This is a genomic window from Rhodanobacter sp. UC4443_H10, assembly GCF_052978325.1.
In genome coordinates this window covers 767,579-785,442 of record NZ_CM129668.1, presented here as the reverse complement: position 1 = coordinate 785,442, position 17,864 = coordinate 767,579, and the positions used below count along the sequence as shown (strand labels likewise).

The 17,864-nt window shown below is 66.8% G+C and carries 16 protein-coding genes; 4 read left to right on the top strand and 12 right to left on the bottom strand.

Annotated features, from left to right (window positions below):
- Positions 1–5: 5 nt before the first annotated feature.
- Both ACVCMB_RS03625 and purB read right to left on the bottom strand, forming a co-directional pair.
- Positions 6–1,817: a DUF885 domain-containing protein gene (locus tag ACVCMB_RS03625; protein WP_447106160.1), complete on the bottom strand. Its 1,812-nt coding sequence runs from the start codon at positions 1,815–1,817 to the stop codon at positions 6–8.
- A 103-nt stretch (positions 1,818–1,920) separates the two neighbouring features.
- Positions 1,921–3,288: an adenylosuccinate lyase gene (gene purB / locus ACVCMB_RS03620; protein WP_447098814.1), complete on the bottom strand. Its 1,368-nt coding sequence runs from the start codon at positions 3,286–3,288 to the stop codon at positions 1,921–1,923.
- Positions 3,289–3,514: 226 nt separating this feature from the next.
- Between purB and ACVCMB_RS03615 the strand changes: the two genes are divergently transcribed.
- Positions 3,515–4,897 carry a class II fumarate hydratase gene (locus ACVCMB_RS03615; RefSeq protein WP_447106159.1) on the top strand — a complete coding sequence of 461 codons (1,383 nt, stop codon included), beginning with the start codon at positions 3,515–3,517 and terminating at the stop codon, positions 4,895–4,897.
- 163 nt (positions 4,898–5,060) lie between these two features.
- Here ACVCMB_RS03615 and ACVCMB_RS03610 read toward each other — a convergent pair whose 3' ends face one another.
- The 6 genes from ACVCMB_RS03610 to ACVCMB_RS03585 all read right to left on the bottom strand — a co-directional run bounded on the left by ACVCMB_RS03610 (position 5,061) and on the right by ACVCMB_RS03585 (position 10,265).
- A complete protein-coding gene (locus ACVCMB_RS03610; protein WP_395118690.1) occupies positions 5,061–5,753 on the bottom strand; it encodes a hypothetical protein in 693 nt (230 codons plus the stop codon).
- A gap of 34 nt (positions 5,754–5,787) precedes the next feature.
- Positions 5,788–6,747 carry an ABC-2 transporter permease gene (locus tag ACVCMB_RS03605; protein WP_395118688.1) on the bottom strand — a complete coding sequence of 320 codons (960 nt, stop codon included), beginning with the start codon at positions 6,745–6,747 and terminating at the stop codon, positions 5,788–5,790.
- Positions 6,744–7,601 carry an ABC transporter ATP-binding protein gene (locus ACVCMB_RS03600; protein ID WP_395118686.1) on the bottom strand — a complete coding sequence of 286 codons (858 nt, stop codon included), beginning with the start codon at positions 7,599–7,601 and terminating at the stop codon, positions 6,744–6,746. The genes ACVCMB_RS03605 and ACVCMB_RS03600 overlap by 4 nt, the downstream gene beginning before the upstream one ends.
- Positions 7,598–7,972, bottom strand: coding sequence for a GntR family transcriptional regulator (locus ACVCMB_RS03595; RefSeq protein WP_395118684.1), 375 nt, complete (start codon positions 7,970–7,972; stop codon positions 7,598–7,600). Before ACVCMB_RS03595 ends, ACVCMB_RS03600 begins: the two co-directional genes overlap by 4 nt.
- Positions 7,973–7,974: 2 nt before the next feature.
- Positions 7,975–8,322, bottom strand: coding sequence for a hypothetical protein (locus ACVCMB_RS03590; RefSeq protein ID WP_447106158.1), 348 nt, complete (start codon positions 8,320–8,322; stop codon positions 7,975–7,977).
- A gap of 272 nt (positions 8,323–8,594) precedes the next feature.
- Complete coding sequence (locus tag ACVCMB_RS03585) at positions 8,595–10,265, bottom strand: amidohydrolase (RefSeq protein WP_447106157.1); 1,671 nt, start codon at positions 10,263–10,265, stop codon at positions 8,595–8,597.
- A gap of 127 nt (positions 10,266–10,392) precedes the next feature.
- Here ACVCMB_RS03585 and ACVCMB_RS03580 point away from each other — a divergent pair, with 127 nt between their 5' ends.
- From ACVCMB_RS03580 to ACVCMB_RS03570, 3 genes are all read left to right on the top strand, one after another.
- Positions 10,393–11,367 carry a LysR substrate-binding domain-containing protein gene (locus tag ACVCMB_RS03580; protein ID WP_395118678.1) on the top strand — a complete coding sequence of 325 codons (975 nt, stop codon included), beginning with the start codon at positions 10,393–10,395 and terminating at the stop codon, positions 11,365–11,367.
- A gap of 64 nt (positions 11,368–11,431) precedes the next feature.
- Positions 11,432–12,571, top strand: a complete 1,140-nt coding sequence (locus ACVCMB_RS03575; protein WP_447106156.1) for a pyridoxal phosphate-dependent aminotransferase — start codon at positions 11,432–11,434, stop codon at positions 12,569–12,571.
- Positions 12,572–12,573: 2 nt separating this feature from the next.
- Positions 12,574–13,374 carry an amidohydrolase gene (locus ACVCMB_RS03570; RefSeq protein ID WP_447106155.1) on the top strand — a complete coding sequence of 267 codons (801 nt, stop codon included), beginning with the start codon at positions 12,574–12,576 and terminating at the stop codon, positions 13,372–13,374.
- A gap of 34 nt (positions 13,375–13,408) precedes the next feature.
- On the opposite strand, the gene arsC is transcribed toward ACVCMB_RS03570, so the two are convergent.
- The 4 genes from arsC to ACVCMB_RS03550 all read right to left on the bottom strand — a co-directional run bounded on the left by arsC (position 13,409) and on the right by ACVCMB_RS03550 (position 17,018).
- Complete coding sequence (arsC, locus tag ACVCMB_RS03565) at positions 13,409–13,753, bottom strand: arsenate reductase (glutaredoxin) (protein WP_447106154.1); 345 nt, start codon at positions 13,751–13,753, stop codon at positions 13,409–13,411.
- Between the two features lie 9 nt (positions 13,754–13,762).
- Positions 13,763–15,163, bottom strand: a complete 1,401-nt coding sequence (locus ACVCMB_RS03560) for a pseudouridine synthase (RefSeq protein ID WP_395118670.1) — start codon at positions 15,161–15,163, stop codon at positions 13,763–13,765.
- Positions 15,160–16,023: an SMC-Scp complex subunit ScpB gene (gene scpB, locus ACVCMB_RS03555; RefSeq protein ID WP_447106153.1), complete on the bottom strand. Its 864-nt coding sequence runs from the start codon at positions 16,021–16,023 to the stop codon at positions 15,160–15,162. The genes ACVCMB_RS03560 and scpB overlap by 4 nt, the downstream gene beginning before the upstream one ends.
- A gap of 62 nt (positions 16,024–16,085) precedes the next feature.
- Positions 16,086–17,018 (bottom strand): segregation and condensation protein A, encoded by a 933-nt coding sequence (locus ACVCMB_RS03550; RefSeq protein WP_395118666.1) that lies wholly within the window; start codon positions 17,016–17,018, stop codon positions 16,086–16,088.
- Positions 17,019–17,864 lie beyond the last annotated feature (846 nt).

The following is a 17,864-nucleotide window of genomic DNA, read 5'->3' as shown; positions in this document are numbered from 1 at the left end:
CCAGGCTACTCGGCCGCCGCAGTCGCCTTGGCGTCCGTCACCTCATCCACCGTCCACAGCTTCGCCTCCACCTTGCCGCCCAGCATCTGCTGGCGCACCAGCGGAATCGGCGGGCCGCCGTAGCTGAGGAACTGGTCGTGGAAGGCCTTCAGCGCATTCGGGCCGGGGTGCGCCGCGATCCAGTCCTTGCGCAGCTGCATGATCATCAGCTTGCCCATGGTGTAGTTGAGATAGGCCGGGTCGTAGGTGCCGCGGGCGGCCTGCTGGCGGGCGTTGCCGGGGTCCTGGAAGGCCTTGTCGCGGAACATCTGCTCGGACTGGGCCATGCTCATGCCGCCGGTGTGCAGGCCGATTGCCGAGAGATAGCGCACGTCGCGCAGCAGGGCGTTGGTGAGCTGGCCGATGTGGACTTCCGGCGTGGCGCCGTCGAGGCCGGCGTCGAACATCATTTCCTCGGCGTAGTGCGCCCAGCCTTCGGCGAAGGCGTAGCCGACGAACAGCTGGCCGAATTTCCAGTGCGCACGGTTGGCGTGCAGGAACTGCAGGAAGTGGCCGGGCCAGACTTCATGCGCGGAGACGAACAGCAGCGCCGCCTTGCCCGGTACGTAGGCGGCCTGGTCGGCCTTGCTCCAGGTCGGGTCGGGCGGGGCGATGTAGTACACCGACGGCAGGTTTTTCTCGTACGGGCCGGGAATCTCGATATAGGCGAAGTTCCAGCGGTTGAACGGCGGTGCCTCTTCGGCCTTGGCCTGCTCGGTGCCGGGAATGCTCACCAGATCCTTGTCGACGATGAACTGGCGCAGGCTGGCGAGCTGCGCGCGGGCGCCTTCGACTGCTCCGCCGACGGGTTTGTCGGCGCTCTCCTTCGCCACGCAATCCTTCAGCGATTGGCCCGGGGCAAACTTGTCGCAGGCGCTCTTGAGCGAGGCAAGGTTGCGCGCAAGATCGGATTCGCCGATCGCCTTGAGCTGGTCCAGCGGAATGTCGACCCGTTCGGTGGCATGCAGCATCTTCGCGAACTTGTCCGCGCCCAGCGCGAAGTCCTGGGTGGCGTGCGGTTTCTGCGCCTTGAGCCAGTCGGCCAGCTCTTGCGAGGCCTTGATGGCGGCGGCGTTGCTGGCCTTGAAGCGCGCCTGCAGAGCATCGTCCTTCACCTGGGCGAAGATGCCGGGCACGTCGGTCTTGAAGAAGCTGGCGAAGCCGGCGAACGAATTGACGCCCACGTCGATGTACGAGGCGGGCAGTGGCAGCTTGAGGTTGGCCTTGATCTGCGCCAGCGCCTTGGGCAGCGCCTCCTGGTAAGTCACGAAGGCCGCCATGCGCTGCGCCAGCGGCGCGTATGGCCGGGTCAGGTACATGCTCGGCGACAGGTCGCCAGTGTAGAAGGTGGGGTTCTTGTACGGAGCGCCCGAATCCTCCAGCCAGAACAATTGGCCGTCGATCACCGCCAGTACGTAGTCGCGCTGGAATCGGCCGCGGGCATCCAGCTCGTCATCGGTGAATGCGGCAAAGCTCTTCCTTTGCGCATGCAGCCAGTCCGCGTTGGCCTTCAGGCCTTCGGCGCTGAAATCGGGCAGACGGCCGTCGAACTCGTGCTTGCCGGCGTTGGCCGCGAACACCGGGTAGTGCTGGAAGTAGCCGGCAAGGAACGCGTCGACGTCCGTTGCCAGTGCCGCGTTGCGGCCGGCGTCCGCCGCGTGGACGCTGGATGCGGCGGCCGGCGTGGACTGGCCCGACAGCGAGGCGTCGGCGGAGCAGCCGGCAAGAAAGGTGGCGGCAACGACGGCAGAGAGTGTGAGCGCGCGCAATGGATGCATGTCGACTTCCCCGGGATGATCGCAAGCGCCGAGCCTAAGGCGTACTGCCGGTTCGACGCAATCGCGCGCGGGATGGTGCCGGTTGTCGTGCCGCGCGGAGCGATCAGATTTCCTTCGCCAGGCGCTTTGCCAGCCCGATGTAGCCGGCCGGCGTCAGCTCCAGCAGGTGCTGTTTCGCATCCGCCGGAAGTTCAAGCCCGGCGATGAACTCGCGCATGGAATCCCTGGTGATGCCGTGGCCGCGGGTCAGTGCCTTGAGCTGCTCGTAGGGTTGCGGCAGGCCGTAGCGACGCATCACGGTCTGTACGGCTTCGGCCAGCACTTCCCAGCTGGTGTCGAGGTCGGCGGCGATGCGTTCGGCGTTGACGTTGAGTTTGCCCAGGCCCTTCTTCAGCGATTCCAGCGCCACCAGCGTGTGGCCGAAGGCGGTGCCGAGCGCGCGCAGCACGGTGGAATCGGTGAGGTCGCGCTGCCAGCGGCTGATCGGCAGCTTCTCGGCGAAGTGACCCAGCAGCGCGTTGGCGAGGCCGAAGTTGCCTTCGGCGTTCTCGAAGTCGATCGGGTTGACCTTGTGCGGCATGGTCGAGGAGCCGACTTCACCGGCCTTCAAGGTCTGCTTGAAGTAGCCCAGCGAGATGTAGCCCCAGATGTCGCGGGCCAGGTCGATCAGGATGATGTTGGCGCGGCGCACCGCGTCGCAGTATTCGGCAACGTTGTCGTGCGGCTCGATCTGGGTGGTGTAGGCGTTGTAGTCGAGGCCGAGGCTTTCGACGAAGCGCTGCGAGAAACCCCGCCAGTCCATTTCAGGGTAGGTGATCACGTGGGCGTTGTAGTTGCCCACCGCGCCGTTGATCTTGCCGGAGACTTCGACCGCCGCCAGCTGCTTGCGCTGACGTTCCAGGCGCGCCACCACGTTGGCGATCTCCTTGCCCAGCGTGCTGGGCGAGGCGGTCTGGCCGTGCGTGCGCGAGAGCAGCGGCAGGCCGGCGTTGTCGTGCGCCATCTGGCGCAGCGTGTCGATCAGTGCATCGAGCTGCGGCAGCAGCACGCCGCGGCGCGCGTCGCGCAGCATCAGCGCGTAGGAGAGGTTGTTGATGTCCTCGCTGGTGCAGGCGAAGTGCACGAACTCCTTCGCCTGCGCGAGGCTGGCGTCGGCGCCGATCTTCTCCTTGATGAAGTACTCGACCGCCTTGACGTCGTGGTTGGTGGTCGCCTCGATCGCCTTGATCCGCTCGCCGTCGGCTTCGCTGAAGTCCTCCGCGATGGCTTTCAGGGTGGCGACCTGGGTCGCGTCGAAGGCGGGGAGTTCGACGATCTTCGGCTCGGCGGCAAGGGCCAGCAGCCATTCGATCTCCACCTGCACGCGGCGATGCATCAGCCCGAACTCGCTGAAGATCGGACGCAGCGCTTCGACCTTGCTGGCGTAGCGGCCGTCCAGCGGCGACAGGGCGGTCAGGGCGTGGTTGGACATCGGGGCGTTCCGGCGAGGGGAAACGGGCATTTTACATTGCCGGCGGCGCGCTGCCTTGCGGCTTATAGTGGCGAGCCATCAAACGGCTTTTTGCCCGTCATTCCTGCGTGAGCAGGAATCCAGTGCCTTTGGTCTTCAAGGGCACGAGTCACTGGGCCCCAGCTTGCGCTGGGGCGACGGGAATTCTCCAGGATCTGGCTTCTCCCATCCACCGAAGGAACAAACCATGAGCGGCTTCCGCATCGAACACGACAGCATGGGCGAACTGCAGGTACCCGCCGACGCGCTGTATGGCGCGCAGACCCAGCGCGCGATCGACAACTTCCCAATTTCCGGCCTGCACCTGCCGCGGCCGTTCATCCGTGCGCTGGGGCTGATCAAGGCCGCCGCGGCCGACGTGAACCTTTCGCTGGGCCATCTGAAGAAGGGTCAGGCGGCGGCGATCCGCAAGGCGGCGCTGGCGGTGGCGGACGGCCAGTACGACGCGCAATTCCCGATCGACATCTTCCAGACCGGTTCGGGCACCAGCACCAACATGAATGCAAACGAGGTGATCGCGCACCTGGCGGTTGCCGCGGGTGCGAAGGTGCATCCGAACGACCACGTCAATTACGGGCAGAGCTCGAACGACGTGATCCCCACCGCCATCCACGTCAGCGCCACGCTGACCGCCAGCGAGCAATTGCTGCCGGCGCTGAAGCACCTGCAGAAGGCGATCGACAAGCGCGCGCGCGAACTGAAGAACACGCCCAAGACCGGCCGCACCCACCTGATGGACGCGATGCCGATCACCTTCGGGCAGGAACTGTCGGGCTGGGCGGCGCAGGTCGGCGCGGCCATCGAGCGGATCGAGGATGCGCTGAAGCGCATGCGCCGACTGCCGCAGGGCGGCACGGCGGTGGGCACCGGCATCAACGCCGACCCGAAGTTCGGCCCGGCGATGGCCGCGCAGTTGAAGAAGCTGACCGGCGTGAAGTTCGAGTCGGCGGAGAACTATTTCGAGGGCATGGCCGCGCAGGATGCGGCGGTGGAGCTGTCCGGCGCGCTGAAGACGCTGGCCGTCGCGTTGATGAAGATCGCCAACGACCTGCGCTGGATGAACTCCGGCCCGCTGGCCGGCCTGGGCGAGATCGAGCTGCCGGCGCTGCAGCCGGGGTCGTCGATCATGCCGGGCAAGGTCAATCCGGTGATCCCCGAGGCGGTGGCGATGGTGGCCGCGCAGGTGATCGGCAACGATGCCTCGATCACCATCGCCGGCCAGTCCGGCAATTTCCAGCTCAACGTGATGTTGCCGCTGATCGCGCACAACCTGCTGCAGTCGATCGGCATTCTGGCCAACGTCAGCGTGCTGCTGGCGGACAAATCCATCGCCGGGTTCAAGGTCAACAAGGCACGGGTGAATCAGGCGCTGGCGATGAACCCGATCCTGGTCACCGCGCTGAACCCGGTGATCGGCTACGAGAAGGGCGCGGCCACCGCCAAGCAGGCGTACAAACAGCACCGGCCGATCATGGACGTGGCGCTGGAAACCACCGGGCTGAAAAAGGACGAGTTGAAGAAGCTGCTCGACCCGATGGCGCTGACCCGCGGCGGCATCCACGAAAAATAGACAACCAGGGATTCGGGATACGGGATTGGTGATTTGCAAAGGCATCGCCCTCGAGCGGGCTCCTGCAGCCTCCGTCATCTTGTAGAAGCCCGCTCGCGGGCGACGCCTTTGCTTTTGCTCTCGCGAATCCCGAATCCCGAATCCCGAATCCCGAATCCCGTCCTCAGAACGACAGCACGGTCACGCCTTTCTTGTGGCCCGAGTTGGCAATGTTCTTGTCGCAGTCCTGCACGTCTTCCTCCGTCATCGTCGCGTAGGGCTTGAATGCGGGCATCGTGGTTGCCAGCTGCTGCTGGGCGGCGCGCAGGTCGGGCAGGCGTTTGCACAGTTCGAGGGCGGCGGCCTGGATGCGGTCGGTCTGCGGCTTGATCGCCGCCTCGATTTCCGCGTCGCTCTTGCCGCTGAACGCGCCGCTCAGCGCTGCGCTGGCGGCATGCATGCCGAGGTCCGCGCCTTGCGTGCCGATCGCCATGCCGGCCTCGGCGATGTCGATGACGCGGTGGCGGTAGTCCAGCAGCAGCTGCCGTTGTTCCGGTGTGGCGGCGACCGGCTTGCCGTCGATCAGCAGCTCGCCTTGCGGCGTGATCTGGGCGTTGGATGTCGAGCGGCCCATGCGCAGGGTGCTGCCGATGTGGACGGTGTCCACGTCGATGTTTTTGGTCGCCAGTTCCTGCCGGGCCTTCTGCATGGCGTCGTCGACGCGACGGGCCACCCACGAGGTGGGCGCCTTGTCACCGGCAGTTTGTGCGGTGGTTGCCGAGGAGGCCGGCTGGGAGTCCGTGTGGTCCGACTGGCCGCAGGCGGCCAGCGGCAACAGCAAGGCCAGGGCGAGGGCGTTGAGGGTGAGGGATTTCATGGGTGCTTCTCCAAGTCGTGTGTTGGAACGCAACTCAGCTGTCGTCGCGCCAGCGGCGGAACCAGATCGCACCGGCCAGCATGGCGGCGGCCGCGGCCACGCCGATCCAGAGGTTCATCGAGCCCATCGCGCTGTAGCTGTGCATCACGCTCAGGGTGGAGAGCACCTGCGCCGGGTTGTCGCCGCCGATGCCGCTGACCTCGCTGAACCAGCCACCCGGGAACACGCTGCCCAGGATGCGGGCCACCACGCCACGCCAGTACCAGTCGTTGGAGATATTCAGCGTGCCCAGCAGGTTGAACCAGCCGATCACGATGCCGACGCCCACCGGCAATGCCACCGCCCACAGGAAGGGCTTGCTGCGCGCCCAGGCCGAGCAGAGCATCAGCCAGCCCACCGTCGGCAGCGCCCACAGCACATAGAGCGGGATCGAGCCGACCAAGTTGGCGATCACCTGCAGCGGGTGCGACAGGCCCAGCAGGTGCCACACGCTGACGCCATGCAGGGACAGGGTGATGGCGAACATCAGCAGCATCACGATCCCGGTGAGGGCGCCCACGACCACCGCGATCAACGGCGCGACCACGGTGGCGGAGAAGACCTTGGACAGCACGGTTGCGGTGTCCGACACCGGCAGCGATTTCCAGAACAGGATGCTGCGGTCGCGGCGATCGTCGTAGAGCGCGCCGAGGCAGTAGAAGAACACCACGAAGCCGAGCACGATACCGATGATCATGGTGGAGGAGTACATCACCAGGTCCAGCCCGGCACCGACCGCCTCCATCGACCGCTGGTCCAGGTCCTGGGTGAGCAGGTGCAGGTTGTTGCTGCCCATACCCAGGTGGAAGCCCATCTGCCGGCCCATCACCTCGCCGGTCACGATGCCCATCAGGTTGAGCACCAGGAAAATCGCGGCCGTGATCACCGGCGCACGCAGGAAGCCGCCGCGGTGCTCCCAGAATTCGCGTTTGACCAACCACAGGAAGGTGTTCATGCGTAGGTTCCCTTCATGGTGGCGACGAACAGGTCGCTGATGGATGGCCGCCGGGTTTCGCCCAGGGCTTCCAGTTGCGCGCGTCCGACACCGTCGAACAGAAAGATGCTCTTGCCGAAGACCTGGCGCTCGTCCAGCGGCTTCAGCGCACGGGCGGCCTCGGACCGGTCGGCGTTGACCATCACCTCGATGTAGCGCTCGCCCACGGCGTCCATGTCCGCGTCGAGCACGATCCTGCCGTCGCGGATGAACATCAGGTCGGTGAGGATGTGCTCGACTTCCTCCACCTGGTGGGTGGTGACGATGATGGTCTTGTTCTCGTCGAAGTAGTCCTCCAGCAGGTTCTGGTAGAACTGCTTGCGGTAGAGGATGTCCAGGCCCAGGGTCGGCTCGTCCAGGATCAGCAGCTTGGCGTCGATCGCCATCACCAGCGCCAGGTGCAACTGCACGATCATGCCCTTGGACATCTGCCGCACGCGCTGTTCGGGCTGCAGCTTGGTGCGGGCAAGGAAGGCCTCGCACTTGGCGCGGTCGAAACGCGGATGCACGTGGGCGACGAAGTCGACCACTTCACGCACGCGAATCCAGCGCGGCAGCACCGCCACGTCGGCGATGAAGCACACCTCGCCCATCAGCCGGTCGCGCTGCTTGCGCGGGTCGAAACCCAGCACGTTCAGCTCGCCGGTGAAGTCGGTCAGGCCCAGGATGGCCTTCAGTGCGGTGGTCTTGCCGGCACCGTTGGGGCCGATCAGGCCGACGATGCGACCGGGTTCGACCTGGAAACTGACGTTGTCCAGCGCGACCGTCGACTTGTAACGCTTGCCGAGGCCGCTGGCCGTGATGACCGCGCTCATGCTGATGGCTCCTGGTGGTTGCCGGCTTCCCGCATCAGGGTCTTGAGATCCAGTCCGAGGCGCTGCAGGCGGGCATGCAACGCCGGCCATTCCTCGCGCAGGAAGCGTTCCCGTTCGGACTTGAGCAGCGCATCGCGCGCGCCTTCGATGACAAACATGCCCAGACCCCTCCTTTTTTCCACGAGTTGTTCGTCGACCAGTTCCTGGTACGCCTTCGATACGGTCAGCGGGTTGATCTGATAATCCGCCGCTACCTGGCGTACCGACGGCAGCGGGTCGCCTTCATTCAAGGCGCCGTCCAGGATCATCGCCACCACACGCTGGTGCAGTTGGCGATAGATCGGGACGCTGTCGTTCCAGGCGATGGTCATGGTTATTCCTTGGTGATGCGATCGAACTTCTTGCCAAACGAATAGTAGGGCATGACCCACTGCGCCCCGAGCAGGCCCAGCGGCTCGATCGTGTCGCCCAGGCGCAGCTGCGCGTCGGCGGGCACGACGGCGAGGTTGGCGGCGCTGCCGTCGTCGATCAGCGCCGCGGCGCGCCATTCGGCGGCGCTCGGATGCACGGTGACCGGGGCCAGGTTGGTGACGTGGGCCGGCGTGCTGGTGTGGCTGTTGCCGATCGGCTGCCAGGCGTCGACGTTGTACAAGACGGCGCGCAGGCTCGCGAAGGTGAGCAGGATGGCCGCGGCGCCGGCGATCAGTTTGTACGCTTTCATGTCGAACCTCCTTTGGTGCTCTGGGTGAGTGGTGTTGTAGTGAACTATAACACCGACTTTTGAGCCGTCAAGGGGAAATTCGGATTTGACTACATGACTGATGGCCTATGGGGCGGGGGAGTAGGGAATAGGGAATAGGGAATAGCCGAAGCCAAGAGCATCAGGGCGGCGCTTTTCCGCTCTTTCTATTCCCTATTCCCCATTCCCTATTCCCTGCTCCAAACAAAAAGCCGGCTTCGCAGCCGGCCTTCTCGGGTCGTCAGGGGAGGTGATCAATCCTTCTTCGCGTACACCTGCCTGCCGCCGACCCAGGTCTGCAGCACCTTGGTGTTCCAGAGCTTGCTGGCCGGGTCCTTGAATACGTCGTGGTCGACCAGGATGAAGTCGGCCCACTTGCCGGGCTCCAGCGTGCCGATGCGGTTCTCCGCATGCTCGGCGTACGCCGCATCGAGGGTGAAGGCGCGCAGGGCCTGGGTCAGACTCAGATCCTGCTGCGGATACCAGCCGCCGGGCGGCTGCCCCTGGTGGTCTTCGCGGGTGACGGCCGAGTACAGCCCGAAGAACGGGTTGGGCGACTCGACCGGGAAATCCGAACCCGCGGCGATCACCGTGCCCTGTTTCAGGAAGCGCTGCCACGCGTAAGCCCCCTTGATGCGTTCGTGGCCCACGCGATCCTCGGCCATGTTCATGTCGGAGGTGGCGTGGGTGGGCTGCATCGAGGCGATCAGCTGCAGCGGCACGAAGCGCGGGATGTCCTCCAGCGAGACGATCTGCGCGTGCTCGACGCGGTTGCGCAACGCCTTGGCGTCGGGGTGGCTGCGATAGGCCGCGGCGAAGCTGTCCAGCACTTCGCGGTTGGCGCGGTCGCCGATGGCGTGGATGCCGACCTGGTAGCCCTTGGCGAATGCCTTGTCGATCTTGGCCGTCATGGTGGCAGGCGACATGAAGAGCAGGCCGCTGTTGTGCGGGTCGTCGGAGTAGGGCTTGAGCATCGCGGCGCCGCGGCTGCCCAGTGCGCCGTCGGCGAACAGCTTGACCGCGCGCACGGTGAGGAAATCATTGCCGTAGCCGATCAGCGGACCGTCCTTGCTGATGACGTCGAAGGACTCGCCGGTATCGCGGATCATCGCGTAGATGCGCGCGGTCAGCTTGTGCGCGTCGGCGTACTGCCGGTAGAGCCGGTAGTTGTCCAGATCGATGCCGGCATCGCTGACGCCGGTGAGGCCGACGCGGGCCATCTCGGCCAGCGCCGTGTCCAGCGCAGCGGCCTTTTCGGCCGCGGTGAGCGCCGGCACGTGGGTGTCGACCAGCTCGGTGGCGCCGTCGACGAACACGCCGGCCGGATTGCCTTGCGCGTCGCGCTCGATGCGTCCGCCAGCCGGGTCGGCAGTGGCGCGGGTGACGCCGGCGAGCTTGATCGCTGCATTGTTGGCCCACGCGGCGTGGCCGTCCACGCGGCTCAACCACACCGGCCGGTCGGCGACCGCGGTATCGAGCTCGCTGGCGGTGGGGAAGCGGCCAAGTTTCCAGATCACCTGGTTCCAGCCGCCGCCGCGGATCCATTTCGCCTGTGGATGCGCCTGGGCGTAGGCCTTCACCTTGGCCAGCGCCTCGTCGAGGGAGCGGGTCTCGCTGAGGTCGACGCTGTTGCGCGCGTAGCCCAGTTCCAGCACGTGGCCGTGCGCATCGATCAGGCCGGGCAGCAGGGTGCGGCCGCGGCCGTCGAACACGCGGGCGCCATCGGCACGCTGTTGCAGTTCGGCCGTGCTGCCGGTGGCCACCACCTTGCCGTCATCGACCAGCAGCGCCTGGAATTGCTGCAACTGGCCGTGGCTGTCCAGCGTGTAGCCGTTGACGTTGCTGACCAGCAGCTTGGCGGCATGGCCCAGCGGGGCGCTCGCCAGCAGCACGGCGAACAGGAGCACGCGCGGGAACGGAGTCATGTGGAGATTCCGGCAGTCGGGTGCGCCAGTGTGTCAATGCCGGCCGGCAATTTCCAGCGGCGGCTGGCGCAGTCGAACCGCGGTGCTACGCTGGCGCGATGGCCGTGGTTCGTAGATGGATACGAAGATGACGCAACTGAGCGGTGCCTTGCAGGATCTGAACGATCTGTACTTCTTTGCGGCGGTGGTCGAGCACGGCGGCTTCTCCGCCGCCGGCCGCGCGCTGGGCGTGCCCAAGTCGCGCCTGAGCAAGCGGGTGGCCCAGCTGGAGGAGCGGCTCGGCGTGCGCCTGCTGCAGCGAACCACCCGCCGGTTCGTGGTTACCGAGGTCGGCGAGCGCTTCTACACCCATTGCCGTGCGGTGCTGGAAGAGGCCCAGGCGGCGCAGGACGCGGTGGACGAGTTGCGCGCCGAGCCGCGCGGTGTCGTGCGCCTGAGCTGCCCGGTTTCGCTGGCGCAGACCGTGCTGGCGTACCTGCTGCCGGATTTCCTGGCGATGTACCCGAAGATGCAGGTGCGTCTGCTGGCGAACGATCGCCGTATCGACGTGATCGGCGAGGGCTTCGACCTGGCCATTCGCGTGCGCAGCAAGCTGGACACCGACGCCAACCTGGTGATCCGCAGTTTCGGCCATTCCAGCACCACCCTGGTGGCCAGCCCCGCGCTGCTGAAGGTCACCGGGCGCCCGGCGACGCCGGAGGAGCTGGCCAGGTTGCCCGCTCTGTCGATGCGCGAGCACGAAGGCGCGCAGACGTGGGAGTTGATCGACGCCGGCGGGGAGCAAGTCAACGTGGAGGTGCAGGCGCGCCTGATCACCGGCGATTTCGCCGTGCTGCTGGAGGCGGCCCGCCGCGGCCTGGGCGTGGCCCTGCTGCCGGAGTTCGTGTGCGCGCCGGCGATTGCCGCCGGCGAACTGGAAGTGGTGTTGCCGGACTGGACCATGCCCGAGGGCATCATGCATTTCGTCTACCCCAGCCGGCGCGGCATGCTGCCGGGCGTGCGCGCGCTGGTCGATTTCCTGGCCGAGCGCCTGCCGGAAACCACGTTGCTGAAACACCAGCAGTGCAGCAAACGCCCGCAGGCCGAGCTGCCGCCTGCCTGATGCAGGCGACCCGGCCCATGCGCTACGCTGGTTCCCTTATGGACATCCAAACGGCCAGATGACGATGATTGAAACCAAGCTGCCCAAGGTCGGTACGACGATTTTCAGCGTGATGAGCCAGTGGGCGCTGCAGCACCAGGCAGTCAACCTCGGCCAGGGCTTCCCCGATTTCGAACCGCCGCAGGAGCTGCGCGATGCTTTGACGCGGGCGATGAACACCGGCAGGAACCAGTACGCCCCGATGCACGGCACCGCCGGCCTGCGCGAGCAGATTGCGCTGAAGACCGCGCGTCTGTACGGGCGCAAGCTCGACGTCGATACCGACATCACGGTCACCTCCGGCGCCACCGAGGCGATCTTCGCGGCAATCGCCGCGACGGTGCGCGCAGGCGAGGAGGTGATCGTGTTCGACCCGGCGTACGACTGCTACGAGCCGGCGATCGAGCTGCAGGGGGCGCGCGCGGTGCACATCCCGCTGACCGTGCCGGCGTTCGCGATCGACTGGCAGCGCGTGCGCGACGCGGTGACGCCGAAGACGCGCATGATCCTCATCAACACCCCGCACAATCCTTCCGGCGCGGTGCTCTCGGCGGCCGACCTGGACGAGCTGGCGGCGATCGTGCGCGATACCGGCATCGTGGTGCTGTCCGACGAGGTGTACGAGCACATCGTCTACGAAGGTGCCCATGAGAGCGTGCTGCGCCACCCGGAACTGGCCGAACGCAGCATCGTGGTCTCCTCGTTCGGCAAGACCTATCACTGCACCGGCTGGAAGGTCGGTTATGCGGTGGCGCCGGCCGCGTTGTCGGCCGAATTTCGCAAGGTGCACCAGTACCTGACCTTCTGCACGTTTCATCCGGCGCAGGTGGCATTTGCCGAATTCATGGCCAGCACGCCGCAACACTACCTGGAATTGCCGGCGTTCTACCGGGCCAAGCGCGACCGCTTCCGCGCGCTGCTGGCGCCTTCGCGTTTCAAACTGCTCGACGTGCCGGGCGGCTATTTCCAGCTGGTCGATTACTCGGCGATCCGCGACGAGGACGATCTCGCCTTCAGTCGCTGGCTGGTGGAGCACGGCGGCGTGGCGACGATTCCGCTGACGCCGTTCTGCGAACGCCCGCCGGGCACGCGCCTGCTGCGGCTGTGCTTTGCCAAGAGCGACGCCACCATGGAGGCGGCCGCCGAGCGGCTGTGCCGGCTGTGACGATGCTGCCGCTGACCGTGTCGCTGGTGCAGGGCGCCACGCGCTGGCACGACGCGCCGGCCAACCGCGACTATTACGGCGAGCTGGTGCGTCGTGCGCGCGGCAGCGATCTGGTGGTGCTGCCGGAAACCTTCCTCTCCGGCTTCAGCAACGATACCCGCGCCAGCGCCGACACGATGGAGGGCGAGGGCATCGCCTGGCTGCGCGCGCTGGCCGTCGAGGTGGGGGCGGTGATCTGCGGCAGCGTGGCGATCCGCGAGGACGAGGTGGTCTACAACCGCCTGCTGTGGATGCGCCCGGACGGCAGCTTCGAGCAGTACGACAAGCGCCACCTGTTCCGCATGGCCGGCGAGCACACCCGCTACGGCAGCGGCAGCCGGCGGCCAATCGTCGAGCTGAAGGGTTGGCGCATCCTGCCGCAGGTCTGCTACGACCTGCGCTTTCCGGTGTGGTTGCGCAATCGCCGGCTCGCATCGGCCAGTGGTGGCATGGATTACGACCTGGCGGTATTCGTGGCGAACTGGCCGGCTGCGCGTCGGCATCCCTGGCGTACCCTGCTGCGCGCGCGGGCGATCGAGAACCTCGCCTGCGTGGTCGGCGTGAACCGGATCGGCGTGGACGGCAACGAGATCGCCTATGCCGGCGACAGCGCGGTGATCGATCCGGTGGGCGAGGCACTGGTGGAACTGGGCGCGCAGGAGCAGGTGGTCACCGTCACTCTCGACCCGGCCCCGCTGCTGGCGCATCGCGAACGCTTCCCGGCATGGATGGATGCGGACTCATTCACGCTTGACGCGGATTGACGAGCGCTGACCGGCACCGGGCGCGAGCGGGCTCCTACAAGATGGCCAGCACCGATTCGGGCGGCCGGCCGATCACGGCCTTGCCGTTGGCCACCACGATCGGTCGTTCGATCAGGCGCGGGTGCGCCACCATGGCGGCGATCAGCGACTGGTCATCGAGCGAGGGCGAATCCAGGCCGAGCTCGGTGTACTCCGCTTCGCCGGTGCGCAGCAATTGCCGGGCGGTCATGCCCAGTTGCTTGAGCAGGTCGACCAGTTCCGTCGCGGTGGGTGGCGTGTCGAGGTAGTTGATTACCTCGACGTCGTCGGCGCGTTCCTGCAGCAGGGCCAGCGTGGCGCGCGACTTGGAGCAGCGGTTGTTGTGGTAGATGCGGATCATCGCTCGCCCTCAACGGTTGCCGGAGCGGTTGCCGCCGCGACCCGGCGGGCGTCCGCCGCCATGGCCCTTGGGCCGCGGGCTGCCCGGGGCGCGGTTGCCGCCCTGGCCACGACCGGCGTGGCCGGGTCGGTTGGCAGGCGCGCGGTTGCCGCTGCCGCCCGTGCCGGCGTAGGGGCTGCCGGCAGCGGGGGCGCCGCGTGAGCGGCCACCCGCCGCGCCACGGTTGCCGGTGGTGGCACCGGCCAAGCCGCGCCGACCGCCGGGACGGGGGCTGCCATCGCGAGACTCGCCGGCAAACCAGGTGCGTACCGAAGGCAGCTCCTGGCCCGGTGCCACACGACGGCCCTTGCCGTGCCGCTTCGCATTCCCCGGCGCCCGCTCCGGTGCCGCCACGTTGCCGTTGACCTCGCGGCCGTTGCGCGGCGCGGATTTGCGTCCGCGTGCGGGTTCTTCGCGAATGCGGTCGTAGGCACGCAGCTCGCGCGCCTCGTCCTGGCCGCTGGTCCAGGCGCTGCCGGTGCCGTGTTCCGGGCGATATTCGGTGACACCGCGGGTGGCACGGCGCTGGTGCAGGATCGGGCTCAGCGTCAGCACCGGCTGGGGGAGTCCGAGCCCGCTGGTCTGGCGCAACTGCTTGACGCTGTCGGCGTCGAGCGCCTCGCATTCGCCGCGACGCAAGTTGCGCGGCAGCTCGATCCGGCCGTAGCGGATGCGCTTGAGCCGGCTGACCAGGAAGCCCTGCGAATCCCACAAGCGGCGCACTTCGCGGTTGCGGCCTTCGCGGATCACCACGCGGAACCAGCTGTGGCTGCCGCCGCGGCTGATCACGGCGATCTCGTCGAAGCGGGCCGGGCCGTCCTCCAGCTCCACGCCGGCTTTCAGGCGTTCGATGACCTCGTCCGGCACCTCGCCGTGCACGCGGCACAGGTACTCGCGCTCCATGCCGCTCTTGGGATGCATCAAGCCGTTGGCCAGCTCGCCGTCGGTGGTCAGCAGCAGCAGGCCGGTGGTGTTGATGTCCAGCCGGCCCACGGCAACCCAGCGCGCGCCTTTGAGTTGCGGCAGTTGCTCGAACACGGTCGGGCGGCCATCGGGATCGTCGCGGGTGGTCAGCACGCCTTCGGGCTTGTGGTAGATCAGCACTTCGGCGTCATCGCGGTTGTCGGTGGCCACCACGAACTGCTTGCCGTCCATGACCACGCGATCGCCAGCCTTGACGCTCATGCCGATCTCGGCGGGGCTGCCGTTGAGCTCTATCTCTCCGGCCTGGATGCGTTGTTCCAGCATGCGGCGCGAGCCGAGGCCGGCGTTGGCGAGCACCTTGTGCAGGCGTTCCTCCAGGGCCGGTCCGTCAGTGGCTGCGCGGGTGTCGCGCTTCAGGGTAAGAACGGATTTTTGCGGCGCAGTCATGCGCTTTGCTCCTTGGTATCTTGATCGTCGGCGTCGGTTTCGACGGCCGTGGTCGACGGGCTGACGGAAGGCGAACCGGGATGGTCGGCAGCTTCGTCAGGCCCGGATGAGCCGCTGGACGCCTGGGCGTCGGCGGCGAGGGTGGGGTGGTGGGCGTCGATCGGTGATCCGGTGCCTGACTCGGCGTCGGACAGCGGTTCGCGCGGGGGGTCGGTTTCGCCCGGATCGGTCGTTTCCGCAACCTGGTCGTCCGCGTCGTCGTCCGGGTCGATGGGCAGGTCGCGGCCGACGTGCGCCGGCAGCGGGTCGGGCTCGAAGCGCATCTGCGGATCTTCCATGTCGCGGATCTCCGACAGCGGCGGCAGCTGATCGAGCGATTTGAGGTTGAAGTAGTCGAGGAACGCGCGCGTGGTGCCGAACAACGCCGGCTTGCCGGGCACGTCGCGATGGCCGACCACGCGAATCCACTCGCGCTCCTCCATCGTCTTGATGATGTTGGAGGACACCACCACGCCGCGGATCTGCTCGATCTCGGGACGGGTGATCGGCTGCCGGTAGGCGATCAGCGCCAGTGTTTCCAGCAGGGCGCGCGAGTAGCGGCTGGGTCGCTCGGTCCACATCCGCGAGATCCACGGATGCACGTCCTGGCGCACCTGGTAGCGGAAGCCGGAGGCGACCTCCTTCAGTTCGATGCCGCGCCCTTCACAGTCGCCGGCCAGTGATTCCAGCGCCTGGGCGATCTGCTGCGAGCCGACGTCCTCGTCTTCGTTGAACAGGTCGCCGAGCTGGGGCAGGGTCATCGGTTGGGTCGACGCCAGCAAGGCGGCCTCGATGATGGGTTTGAGTTGGTCGATCTGCATGGGTTCGAGTCGGTGCCGGGTCGGCGTGGGTCGGTCCAGGGATGGATCGGTCGATGGGTGGATCAGTCGCCGGACGGTTCGGCCAGCGCCGATTCGCCCGTTCGTGTGTCTTCCGCCGGCAGTTCGGCGGGCTCCTCATGGCTGGCCTTGGCCTTGACGTAGATCGGCGCCAGCGGCACTTCCTGCACGATCTCGATCAGCATTTCCTTGGCCAGCTCCAGCATCGCCAGGAAGGTCACCACGATGCCCGGGCGGCCTTCGGCCAGGTCGAACAGGTCCTCGAACCGGTGGAAGGTGTCGTCCTCCAGCCGGCTCAGCAGCTCGCCCATGCGCTGGCGCACGCTGAGCGCCTCGCGCTTGATCGCGTGATGCCCGAACAGTTCGGCCCGGTGCATCACGTCCTTGAGTGCCAGCAGCAGCTCGGTCAGTTCCAGCGGGGGCGGCAGCCGGATCACGTTGCGCTCGCCGGTGTCGGCATGCACCACCACGCTGTCGCGCTCCATGCGCGGCAGGGCCTCGATGTCCTCGGCCGCCCGCTTGAACCGCTCGTACTCCTGCAAACGGCGTACCAGTTCGGCGCGCGGGTCGTCTTCCAACCCTTCTTCCAGCGGCGGACGCGGCAGCAGCAGGCGCGATTTGATCTCGCCCAGGATCGCCGCCATCAGCAGGTACTCGGCGGCCAGCTCCAGCCGCATCACGTCCCGCATCAGTTCGATGTAGGTCATGTACTGCCGGGTGATCTCGGCAACCGGGATGTCCAGGATGTCCAGGTTCTGTCGGCGGATCAGGTACAGCAGCAGGTCCAGCGGACCTTCGAACGACTCCAGGATGACCTCGAGCGCGTCCGGCGGGATGTACAGATCCTGCGGCATCTGCAGCATCGGTTCGCCGCGCACGATGGCCAGCGGCATCTCCTGTTGTTGCGGTACCGCGGCAAATGCGTCGGGCGTGGCGGCGCCCGGATCGGACTGCTCGACGACGGATTCAGTGCTCATCAAGGCCTGTCTGGAGAGCCGTGTTCCACGGCTGGCAGTGGGTAGCGCATGTTCATGGTTGTTCGTGGGCAGGCGCGACGTGGTGCTCGCGCCCGGCATGTGCCCGCGCTCAAACGCGTCGTTGGGCGGCGTCCCGGTATCCCGTTTCCGTGCAACATCAAAACCGAGGCGCGGTCGGCGCCATCGTTTCGCCCGGCATGATGAATCCACGCGTCGTGGTTCGGTCAGGCGGGTCGTCAGCGACCAAGGCGCTGCTGTTGCGGGTCGTCGGCCACGACAACAGAGCAAGCCAACTGGCGAACAACTTCGGCGCCGCTGGCTCTTTGCCGGTCAGTCTGGGTACTTCGGTGGACAACCCTGGAGCGCCGAAGGGCCGGCAGCAAGCAGGTTCCATGGGTCCACGCGTGGCCACAGGGTAATGGCAAGCCGGACACAAGTCCAGTCGGTCGCGGGTGGACGAAAAGCGCGTGCGGGGTTCATGTCCGCGTCGGCAACAGGCAGAATAGGGGGTTCCGCCACTACCGCGGGGATGCCGGTGGCCCCACGTGACCCAATGTGACGCTGCGGGGCAAGCGCGAAAGCGCTCGAAGCGCCCTTCCGGAGGGGGCTGTCCACAGCTGAAAGGAAGGTGTCCTTTCGGCGGCCGGCAAATGCGGCGTCTGCCCACGGCAAGAGGCCTGGCGAGGGGTTTGGCGGTGTACGTACGCCGTGGCACGGCAATTGCTACGAGCGGAGGGAGGCCGGACGCACGACAGCCGGTTTCGATGGGGCCGGTGCGGTCGCCGGACATGAGGGTGGTGCGTTCCTGCCCCGGGCAGGCGCAAACGCAGACAGGCGGTAAAACTG

Bases quoted from the DNA above. Each gene is read 5' to 3' on its own strand.
- ACVCMB_RS03625 (WP_447106160.1), bottom strand. From the start codon at position 1,817: ATGCATCCATTGCGCGCGCTCACACTCTCTGCCGTCGTTGCCGCCACC.
- purB (WP_447098814.1), bottom strand. From the start codon at position 3,288: ATGTCCAACCACGCCCTGACCGCCCTGTCGCCGCTGGACGGCCGCTAC.
- ACVCMB_RS03615 (WP_447106159.1), top strand. From the start codon at position 3,515: ATGAGCGGCTTCCGCATCGAACACGACAGCATGGGCGAACTGCAGGTA.
- ACVCMB_RS03610 (WP_395118690.1), bottom strand. From the start codon at position 5,753: ATGAAATCCCTCACCCTCAACGCCCTCGCCCTGGCCTTGCTGTTGCCG.
- ACVCMB_RS03605 (WP_395118688.1), bottom strand. From the start codon at position 6,747: ATGAACACCTTCCTGTGGTTGGTCAAACGCGAATTCTGGGAGCACCGC.
- ACVCMB_RS03600 (WP_395118686.1), bottom strand. From the start codon at position 7,601: ATGAGCGCGGTCATCACGGCCAGCGGCCTCGGCAAGCGTTACAAGTCG.
- ACVCMB_RS03595 (WP_395118684.1), bottom strand. From the start codon at position 7,972: ATGACCATCGCCTGGAACGACAGCGTCCCGATCTATCGCCAACTGCAC.
- ACVCMB_RS03590 (WP_447106158.1), bottom strand. From the start codon at position 8,322: ATGAAAGCGTACAAACTGATCGCCGGCGCCGCGGCCATCCTGCTCACC.
- ACVCMB_RS03585 (WP_447106157.1), bottom strand. From the start codon at position 10,265: ATGACTCCGTTCCCGCGCGTGCTCCTGTTCGCCGTGCTGCTGGCGAGC.
- ACVCMB_RS03580 (WP_395118678.1), top strand. From the start codon at position 10,393: ATGACGCAACTGAGCGGTGCCTTGCAGGATCTGAACGATCTGTACTTC.
- ACVCMB_RS03575 (WP_447106156.1), top strand. From the start codon at position 11,432: ATGATTGAAACCAAGCTGCCCAAGGTCGGTACGACGATTTTCAGCGTG.
- ACVCMB_RS03570 (WP_447106155.1), top strand. From the start codon at position 12,574: ATGCTGCCGCTGACCGTGTCGCTGGTGCAGGGCGCCACGCGCTGGCAC.
- arsC (WP_447106154.1), bottom strand. From the start codon at position 13,753: ATGATCCGCATCTACCACAACAACCGCTGCTCCAAGTCGCGCGCCACG.
- ACVCMB_RS03560 (WP_395118670.1), bottom strand. From the start codon at position 15,163: ATGACTGCGCCGCAAAAATCCGTTCTTACCCTGAAGCGCGACACCCGC.
- scpB (WP_447106153.1), bottom strand. From the start codon at position 16,023: ATGCAGATCGACCAACTCAAACCCATCATCGAGGCCGCCTTGCTGGCG.
- ACVCMB_RS03550 (WP_395118666.1), bottom strand. From the start codon at position 17,018: ATGAGCACTGAATCCGTCGTCGAGCAGTCCGATCCGGGCGCCGCCACG.